An 8,966-nucleotide genomic window follows, 5' to 3' on the forward strand; every position below is an offset into this window, starting at 1 on the left:
CGAACCGGACGGCCCCCGAAGCCCGACGGACGGCAACCCCGGACGCGGCACGCCGATCGACGACCCCACCGATCCCCGTGGTGACGGCCCGGGCGACGGCCGCGGCCCCCGTCGGGGGCGCTCACGCCCGGCCCCGCCCCGCCGCCGCAAGCGCCGCCGCCTCCGTGTCCGCTGGCTGATCGCTCTCGTGCTGCTCGCACTCCTGGCGCTGCCCCCCGGGACCTGGGCGTGGGTGTGGTACACGGCCCGACAGGATGACCGTGCGGCCACCGACGCCATCATCGTCCTCGGCGCCAGCCAGTACAACGGCGTGCCCTCGGAGATCTTCGAGGCCCGCCTGAGGCACGCCCAGAGCCTCTACCAGAGCGGAGTCGCCCCCGTCATCGTCACGGTCGGCGGCAAGCAGCCCGCCGACAACTACACCGAGGCCGCCTCGGGGCGGAACTGGCTGGTCGAGGTCGGCGTACCCGCGGAACAGGTCATCGCGGTGGAGGAGGGCAGGGACACCCTGCAGAGCATCCGGGCCGTCTCCGAGGTCTTCGAGGACAACGGCTGGGAGACGGCGACCCTCGTCTCCGACCCCTGGCACAGTCTGCGTTCCCAGCGCATGGCGCACGACCACGGCATCGAGGCGGGCACCTCCCCGGCACGGTCGGGACCGGCGGTCATCGAGCGCCGCACCCAGCTCTGGTACATCACCAGGGAGACCATGTCGCTCTGGTACTACTGGATCTTCAGCGACAGCAGCGACATCCGCGTCGACGCGGCCTGAACAGGGTCGATGTCATGTTTCGTCCCCTCCGCTGAGTAGAGTCGTGAAGACGATGACGAACCGAGCGGGATCAGAGGGCGGTGTCCCCGGCTACACGCCGACGGACACCGCGCGGATGGCGGGCGAGTCCCGCAAGAACCGCGCCAGGGGCCCCTTCGAACGTGACCGGGCCCGAGTGCTGCACAGCTCCGCGCTGCGCCGACTGGCCGCCAAGACCCAGGTCGTCCAGCCCGGGGTGAGCGACTTCCCGCGCACCCGGCTGACGCACTCCCTGGAGTGCGCCCAGATCGGCCGTGAACTGGGACAGGCCCTGGGCTGCGACCCCGACCTGGTCGAGGCCGCGTGCCTGTCCCACGACCTGGGACATCCGCCCTTCGGCCACAACGGCGAACGCGCGCTGGACGAGGCCGCGGCCGCCTGCGGCGGCTTCGAGGGCAACGCCCAGAGCCTGCGGCTGCTCGTCCGCCTGGAGGGCAAGGTGATCGCCCCGGACGGCCGCAGCAACGGACTCAACCTCACCCGCGCCACCCTCGACGCCACCGTCAAGTACCCGTGGCGCAGGGGCGAGGGCGGCGACACCCACAAGTTCAACTGCTACCCCGACGACACCGAAGTCTTCTCCTGGCTGCGCGAGGGTGCTCCCGCTGGCCGCACCTGCTTCGAGGCGCAGGTCATGGACTGGGCCGACGACGTCGCCTATTCCGTGCACGACGTCGAGGACGCCCTGCACGCCGGGCTGGTGAGCATGGCCGCACTGCGCGCCCCCGTCGAACGCGCCGAGGTGTGCCGGATCGCCGCCGACCGCTACTGTGACGCCGACACCGCCGAACTCGACCACGTTCTCACCGACCTGCTCGCCGAACCGATGTGGCCCGGCGAGTTCACCGGCGACCTCGCCTCCCTCGCCGCACTCAAGAACCTCACCAGCGAACTCATCGGCCGCTTCTGTCATGCCGCCGAGCGCGCCACCCGGGCCGCCCACGGCCCCGGGCGGCTCACCCGCTACCGCGCCGACCTCGTCCTGCCCCGCCGGGCCCTCCTGGAGTGCGCACTGCTGAAGGCGGTCGCCGCTCACTTCGTCATGTCCCGGGAGGAGGCGCTGGCCTACCAGGCCGAGGAACGGCGAACGATCACGGAGCTGGTCGCCGCGCTGCGCGAGGGCGCGCCCGGGGGATTGGACCCGCAGTTCCGCGCCGCGTTCGAGGCCGCGCGCGACGACTCCGCCGCGCTGCGCGTCGTCGTCGACCAGGTCGCCTCGCTCACCGACACCTCGGCCACCGCCCTGCACGCCCGCCTGGTCGGCTGAGACCGGGCGGTCCACAGCGGGGGTCGACCGAGTCCGCCCACGTGGGCGGACGGCGGGGGAGGAAACGGAGAAACCGTCACGAAGGCTCCTTGACGCCTCAGATGTGAGCGCTAACAATGTTGCCCACGTCACTGCCGGAGAATCCGGTGAGGAGGACACCCCCATGTCCGAACGGGACGGACGCACCCCCGTCATGGCCGACGTCGCGCGGCTGGCAGGGGTCTCCCACCAGACCGTCTCCCGGGTGCTCAACGGGCACCCCAACGTACGGACGGAGACGGTGACCCGGGTTCGGGCGGCCATCGAGGAGCTGGGCTACCGGCGCAACCCCTCGGCCCGTGCCCTGGTGACCCGCAGGACCAACCTCCTCGGCGTCCTCACCTTCGACAGCACGCTCTTCGGGCCCGCCCGAACCCTGGCCGCCATCGAGAACGCCGCCCGCGAGGCCGGATACTTCGTGAGCGTCGTGAGCCTGGACGGTGTCACCCGCCAGGCGGTCATCGAGGCCACCGCCCGTCTCGCCGAGCAGTCGGTGGAGGGATGCGTCGCCCTCGCCCCGCAGCGGGCCGTGGTCGAGGCGCTCGCCGACCTGTCCGGTCTCCGGCCGCTCGTCGCGGTCGAGGGCGGTGGGGGGTCGGGGCTGCCGGTGGTCCGCGTCGACCAGGAGGGCGGGGCGTACGCCGCCACCCGCCACCTGCTGGACCTGGGCCACCGGACCGTCCACCACATCGCCGGGAAGCGCGACTGGCTGGAGGGCGAGGCGAGGGTCGAGGGGTGGCGCCGGGCGCTGGCCGAGGCCGGGGCACCCGTTCCCGCACCGGCCCACGGCGACTGGAGCCCCCGGTCCGGATACGAACTGGGGCTGCGGCTGGCCGGGGAACGCGCCCGGGGAGCCGAGGTCACGGCGGCCTTCGTGGCCAACGACCAGATGTCGATCGGGGTGCTGCGGGCCTTCCACGAGAACGGGATCGAGGTTCCCGGCGACGTCAGCGTCGTCGGGTTCGACGACATCCCCGAGACCGAGTACCTCACGCCCGCGCTGACCACCGTCCGGCAGGACTTCACCCAGCTCGGCCGGAGCGCCGTCGAACTCCTCCTCGCCGCGCTCGCGGACGGGGGGACCGGGGACGCCGCCCCGGCGCGCGCCGTCGTCCCCGCGAGGCTGCGCGTCCGGGAGAGCACCGCCCCCGCATCGGGGGCGCCAGGTCACTGGTAGCCGCGAATCTCCCGGAAGACCTGTTCCAGGTCCTGCTCACGCCCGTCGAAGACCCGGCCGCCCGTCATCTCGGCCAGCTCCGCCATCTCCGTCTCATTGGACTCGCCGAACAGCACCGTGAACACCGGGGTGGCGGCCACCTCGCGCGGCATCCCGTCCAACGCGGTGCGCAGCTCGTCCAGGGTCGAGCCCCGGTTCACCTCCCCGTCGGTCATGAACACCACCGAGGTCAGGTGGTCGTCCCGGGGCGCGGCGTCCAGCAGTTCGTACGCCTCCCGGAGCGCGTCGTAGGCCGCCGTGTCCCCGTCCGCCTCCAGCGACCGCACCTCCTCGGCCAGGTCCGCCGCGGCCGACTCCGCGGTCCCCGGCTCCATCACGAACGTGCTCGGCTCTCCCGGCTCCGTGGAGAACGGCAGCAGCGTCACCTCCTCCCGCTCCTGGAAGGCCTGTGTCCGATGGGCGAGGGAACCGCCGTCCGCGCCGGTCAGCGCCTCCAACGACGACCTCAGGTCCTCGATCCGGTCACCCTCCATCGACGCGGACACGTCCAGCACGTACACCGTGCGCGCCGGCCGCCGCAGGGCGCCGACATAGTCCGCGACCAGCTCGTCGACCACCTCCAACTGGGCGGGGAAGGGCAGCTCCACCAGCGGTGGCACGTCCGCCGTGAGCGAGGCCCCCTGAGCGACCGGACGCCGCCAGGTGTCATCGGCGATGCGCTGCTGCGTCTCCTCCGACAGCAGGTCCCCGACCAGCCGCTCATAGGCGGACAGGGTCTCCTCCGACGGGTTCGCCAGTAGCGTCAGCGGGTAGTCCGCCGTCACCGTGCCGTCGGCCGGGTGCACGAGGGTGAGCGGCTCCTCCATCACCCCCGAGTCGTTGAGCGACAGCAGCACCGACTCGTAGTTGATCATCCCGTCGACCGGCCGCCCTTCGCGGACGCGCCGCTCGAAGTCCTGGGCCAGCCACCCCGAGGAGCCCGCGGTGACCTCCTGGCCCTCGAAGAACTCCGCCAACTCCGGACGGACGCGCTCCACGTCCTCGCCGCGCAGGGCGACGCCCGTGTCGGCCAGCGCCGAGGCGATCCCGATCAGCGCGGAGAAACCGGAATTGGAGGCGCCCGGATTGGTCATCCCGTAGGTCAGCTCCTCGTCCGCGACCGCCTCGGCCACGTCCGCCCAGGTCACATCGGTGCCGCTGGTCCACCCCAGGGTCTCGGCCCGGCCTTCGGCCACACCCAGGACCACGGGGGAGACCATGACCGGAGTCTCGGTGTGCACGGCGGTCCGGCCGCCCTCGTGCAGGTGCAGGTAGCGGTTGGAGGCGAACCACACCGCGTCGTAGTCCCCGGTGTCACCGGCGGCGACCCGGGTCAGCCCGTCGAGCGTGCCGCTGTAGTCGAGCTCCACCTCCACCCCGGTGCGCTCGGAGACCTCCTCCAGGAGCGGCTCCAGGTCGGCGACCTCACTCCCGGCCAGGATCCGCAGTGTGTCCCCGCCCAGTCCCTCGACGAGGGAGCAGGAGGAGGCCGTCAGGGCGACCGCGAGCGCGGCCGCGGGCAGTGCGCGCCTCATCCGCGGCCACCTCCGCCCCGGCCACCGGCCTCCTCGGGTACGGGCGGCCTCGCCCCGCTGGCCTCGTAGGTGTCCTCGATGCTGGTCAGCAGTGCCTCCAGTGCCTCGTAGGTCGGGGGGTGGACCACGTCGGTGACCTGGGTGCGGACCGGGAGGCCGTACTCCTCCACCAGGGTGCCGAACCGGGCGGTGTCGTCGGTGCGGAAGCCGTGTGCGGCGGCCAGCTCCTGGAGCTCGGGGTCCTCGGTGAGCAGCCGGCCGACCTCGTTGCCCGCGCCGGTGAGGGGGACCACGGCGTGCTCGGAGAACACGGTCGGCCCCGGGTAGAGCACGACCACGTCGTCGGACAGTTCGGGACCGTTCACCATCGCCTGCACGTACTGGGACTCGTACACCCACACCAGCGGCGTGTGCCCGGCGCCGAGGTCGCGGAACTGCTCGAAGGGCTGCTGCGAGGACTCCGGAGGCTGGCCCTGGGCGAGGAAGAGCCGGGAAATGGTCTCGGACACCCCCTCGTCGACGGGACCGGGAGCCAGGACCTCCTCGCCGTTGAGCAGGTAGGACAGCACCACGGCGTGCATGGCGGCGGAGTTGGACGTGCGCGGGTCGGTGGTGCGGACCAGTACCTCGTTGCGGTTACTGGAGCTCACCGAGTCCCCGGGCAGGTCGCGCCAGCGGGTCCGCTCCTCGGTCAGGTCCAGGTAGGCGGACATGTCGAAGGACCAGGTGCCGTCCTCCTCCCGGACGGCGACCCCGGCGCCCTCCAGAGCGTCCACCACCGGTTCGTATCCGAGCAGGACCATCGGAGTGCTGAACGGCAGGTACTCCGTCGAGACGCTGTTGAGCTCCTGGGCGCGTTCTGCCAGGTGGCGCGACCCGGGGGAGACGAAATCGGCACCGTCGGTCCGCTCGCCCAGCAGCCGGGAGCCCCGGGGGCGCACGGTGACGGCATACCCCAGGTCCTCGAACCGGTCCTGGACGCGCTCGTCCTCGAAGAACGCGACCTTCTCCGAGCCGACCACGCCCTCGACCGGTGTCGTCTCGCGGGTGAACACGACGAACCCGATCGCGACCAGGACCACGGCCACCGCGGCGGCGCCGACGACGATCCAGGTCGAGCGACGGCCGAACGGAGGGGGGAGACCGGGCACCGTTGTCGATCCTCCTCGGCTGGGGGTCTCCGACGCTGCCAGGCACGGTCGACGCCCCGGTGTCGCCCGGGTGGACGGAGGGGAAACGGGAGGGGCGCCGCACCGAAGGTGTCGGTTGGGGGTGTCCCGCCCCTCCGCGCAGTGACCGCTGAGCGGTGGCGGGTGACGGGTGGGCCTCGCGGACAGGGGACGGACGGTCCCTCAGGCGAACTACGCTGGCACCCGTGGCAGGACGGATCAAAGACGAAGACATCGCCCTGGTGCGCGAACGCACCCCCATCGCGGACGTGATCGGCGAGTACCTCCAGCTACGCAACGCCGGAGGCGGCTCGCTCAAGGGACTGTGCCCGTTCCACGACGAGAAGTCCCCCTCCTTCAACGTCACCCCCTCGAAGAACCTCTGGTACTGCTTCGGCTGCAACGAGGGCGGGGACGTCATCTCCTTCCTCCAGCGGATCGACAGCCTGAGCTTCACCGAGGCGGTCGAGTCCCTCGCCCGCCAGTCGGGCATCACCCTGCGCTACGAGGAGGGCGGCCGCAGCACCAGGCGCGACGAGGGCAAGCGCCAGCGCCTGCTCGACGCCCACCGCGCCGCGGCCGAGTTCTACGCCGAACGGCTGCTGTCCCCCGAGGCGGCGACCGCACGCCGCTTCCTCACCGAACGCGGTTTCAACCGCACCCACGCCGAGCGCTTCGGCCTCGGTTTCGCCCCCGCCGGATGGGAGAACCTCACCGCCCACCTGCGCCGCAAGGGCTTCACCGACCAGGAGCTGATCAGCGGCGGCCTGGCCAGCCAGGGGCGGCGCGGAGCCTACGACCGCTTCCGCAACCGGCTGCTGTGGCCGGTGCGCGAGGTCACCGGCGAGGTCGTCGGCTTCGGCGCCCGCAAGCTCGACCCCTCCGAGGACGGCCCCAAGTACCTCAACTCGCCGGAGAGCCCCATCTTCCACAAGGGGCGGCTGCTGTACGGGCTCGACCTGGCCAAGCGTGACATCTCCCAGAAGGGCGAGGCGGTCATCGTCGAGGGCTACACCGACGTCATGGCCTGCCACGACGCCGGGGTGACCACCGCCGTGGCCACCTGCGGCACGTCCTTCGGCGAGGACCACGTCAAGATCCTGCGCCGCATGCTGCTGGGCCGGACCAACCAGGGCGGCCGGGTGGTCTTCACCTTCGACGGGGACAAGGCCGGGCAGAAGGCGGCCGTGCGCGCCTTCGCCGAGGAGCACGGGTTCACCTCCGAGACCTACGTCGCCGTGCAGTCCGACGGGCTCGACCCCTGCGACCTGCGGTTCCAGCACGGCCCGCAAGCGGTGGTCGACCTCGTCGACGGCGCCGTGCGGCTGTACGAGTTCATGATCCGCAACGTCATGGAGGGCTACGACCTCTCCTCTCCCGAGGGTCGGATGGCCGCCCTGGACGCGGCCGCCCCCATCGTGGCGAGCATCCGCGACGAGGGCGTGCGCCGCAACTACGGTGCGAGCCTGGACCGCTGGACCGGGATCATGGACGAGGCCCTCGTCCAGCGCCGGGTCGCCCAGCACATGCGCGGGTCCGCCGCGCGCGGGGGAGAGCGGCGGCCGCGAGCCGACGCCCGTCCGGTCCCGACCCCGGACGCGGGGGAGGCCCCCTACGACCTGCGCGATCCCTCGGTCCAGCGGGAACGCCAGGCCCTCAAGATCGCCGTGCAGTTCCCGGGTCTGGCCCGGGGGTTCGACGAGTTCACCGATGAGGACTTCACCGTCCCGCAGCACAGGGCGGTGCTCGCCCTCATCGCCCGGGGCGGTGGGGTGGCCGCCGCACATGATCCGCAGGGCTGGGTGAACGACCTGCGCGAGGCCGCGCCGAATGAGGCCCAGCGCGATTTCCTCACGCGCTTGGTGGTCGAACCCGTGGAGTTCTATGGAGAACTCGACGAGCATTACGCCACTCAAATGCTGGGCACAGTCAAGACTCATTCCATCAATCGGCGGGTGGCAAACCTCAAATCCGAGCTCGCTCGGCTCGAAGGTACTTCTCAAGTCGATGAGCAGCAGCGGGTATTCACCGAGCTTATGCGCCTTGAACAGGAAAGACGTGCTCTTCGAGAGTATGGCCAGGGGGCAATGTAGCAGTGGGGTGACAATAATGGGTCTCCCCTTAAGGGTGCCCGGACCGGCACAATGTAGTGGTGGCTCCCACAGTTGTGACGCACGAAATGCCGTCGGTTCGACAAGTGGTCCGGATGCTTCCGGACGCGGCTCGGGGAACGGTCAGTCGCGGTGAGGTCGCCTCTGCCCTGGAACGGTTGGACGCGCCCCCCGAGTCCCTGGATGAGGCAGTGCGGCATCTGGCCCGCATCGGGGTCGAGGTCGCCGACGCGGAGGAGACCGGTCCTCCGACCGACGGCGGCAGACGCTCCGGGGCGGACCTGGTCCGCCTCTACCTCGGCGAGATCGGTCGGGTGCCGCTGCTGACCGCCGAGGAGGAGGTCGACCTCGCCAAGGCGATCGAGGCGGGCCTGTACGCCCAGCGCCGCGAACCGGACGCGACGGTGTGCACGGCCGAGGAGCTCGACGCGCTGGTGGAGGAGGGGCGGCGTGCCAAACGGCGGCTGATCGAGTCCAACCTCCGACTCGTCGTGTCGATCGCCAAGCGCTACATGGGGCGGGGACTGCTCTTCCTCGACCTCATCCAGGAGGGCAACCTGGGCCTGATCCGCGCGGTGGAGAAGTTCGACTACACCAAGGGCTTCAAGTTCTCCACCTACGCCACGTGGTGGATCCGCCAGGCCATCACCCGAGCCATCGCCGACCAGGCGCGCACGATCCGGATCCCCGTGCACATGGTGGAGACGATCAACAAGCTCCTACGCGTGCAGCACCGGCTCCACCAGCAGCTGGGTCGGGAACCGAGCACCGCCGAGATCTCCTCCGCCATGGGGTTCGGCGGCGAGCGGGGCCTGGAG

At 71.3% G+C, this 8,966-nt stretch carries 7 protein-coding genes; 5 read left to right on the forward strand and 2 right to left on the reverse strand.

Going from position 1 to position 8,966, the window contains the following annotated elements; translation table 11 throughout:
* From D471_RS34700 to D471_RS0116305, 3 genes are all read left to right on the forward strand, one after another.
* Nucleotides 1–772, forward strand: a 772-nt coding sequence (locus tag D471_RS34700) for a YdcF family protein (protein WP_017599609.1), incomplete at its 5' end; no start/stop codon positions are given.
* 52 nt (nt 773–824) lie between these two features.
* Complete coding sequence (locus D471_RS0116300) at nt 825–2,078, forward strand: deoxyguanosinetriphosphate triphosphohydrolase (RefSeq protein WP_026127786.1); 1,254 nt, start codon at nt 825–827, stop codon at nt 2,076–2,078.
* 163 nt (nt 2,079–2,241) lie between these two features.
* Complete coding sequence (locus D471_RS0116305) at nt 2,242–3,294, forward strand: LacI family DNA-binding transcriptional regulator (protein WP_017599611.1); 1,053 nt, start codon at nt 2,242–2,244, stop codon at nt 3,292–3,294.
* Here the strand turns inward: D471_RS0116305 and D471_RS0116310 are convergent.
* Nucleotides 3,285–4,868, reverse strand: a complete 1,584-nt coding sequence (locus D471_RS0116310) for a vWA domain-containing protein (RefSeq protein WP_017599612.1) — start codon at nt 4,866–4,868, stop codon at nt 3,285–3,287. The two genes, D471_RS0116305 and D471_RS0116310, sit on opposite strands and share 10 nt — an antisense overlap.
* A complete protein-coding gene (locus tag D471_RS0116315) occupies nt 4,865–6,019 on the reverse strand; it encodes a hypothetical protein (RefSeq protein ID WP_017599613.1) in 1,155 nt (384 codons plus the stop codon). Before D471_RS0116315 ends, D471_RS0116310 begins: the two co-directional genes overlap by 4 nt.
* Before the next feature lie 224 nt (nt 6,020–6,243).
* On the opposite strand from D471_RS0116315, the gene dnaG reads away from it, so the two are divergent.
* Both dnaG and D471_RS0116325 read left to right on the forward strand, forming a co-directional pair.
* Nucleotides 6,244–8,130 carry a DNA primase gene (gene dnaG / locus D471_RS0116320; protein ID WP_017599614.1) on the forward strand — a complete coding sequence of 629 codons (1,887 nt, stop codon included), beginning with the start codon at nt 6,244–6,246 and terminating at the stop codon, nt 8,128–8,130.
* A 104-nt stretch (nt 8,131–8,234) separates the two neighbouring features.
* The coding region (locus tag D471_RS0116325) for a sigma-70 family RNA polymerase sigma factor (RefSeq protein ID WP_017599615.1) at nt 8,235–8,966 on the forward strand (732 nt) is incomplete at its 3' end.

The sequence above is a fragment of the Nocardiopsis lucentensis DSM 44048 genome (assembly GCF_000341125.1).
Classification (GTDB): domain Bacteria; phylum Actinomycetota; class Actinomycetes; order Streptosporangiales; family Streptosporangiaceae; genus Nocardiopsis; species Nocardiopsis lucentensis.

Bases quoted from the DNA above. Each gene is read 5' to 3' on its own strand.
- D471_RS0116300 (WP_026127786.1), top strand. From the start codon at position 825: ATGACGAACCGAGCGGGATCAGAGGGCGGTGTCCCCGGCTACACGCCG.
- D471_RS0116305 (WP_017599611.1), top strand. From the start codon at position 2,242: ATGTCCGAACGGGACGGACGCACCCCCGTCATGGCCGACGTCGCGCGG.
- D471_RS0116310 (WP_017599612.1), bottom strand. From the start codon at position 4,868: ATGAGGCGCGCACTGCCCGCGGCCGCGCTCGCGGTCGCCCTGACGGCC.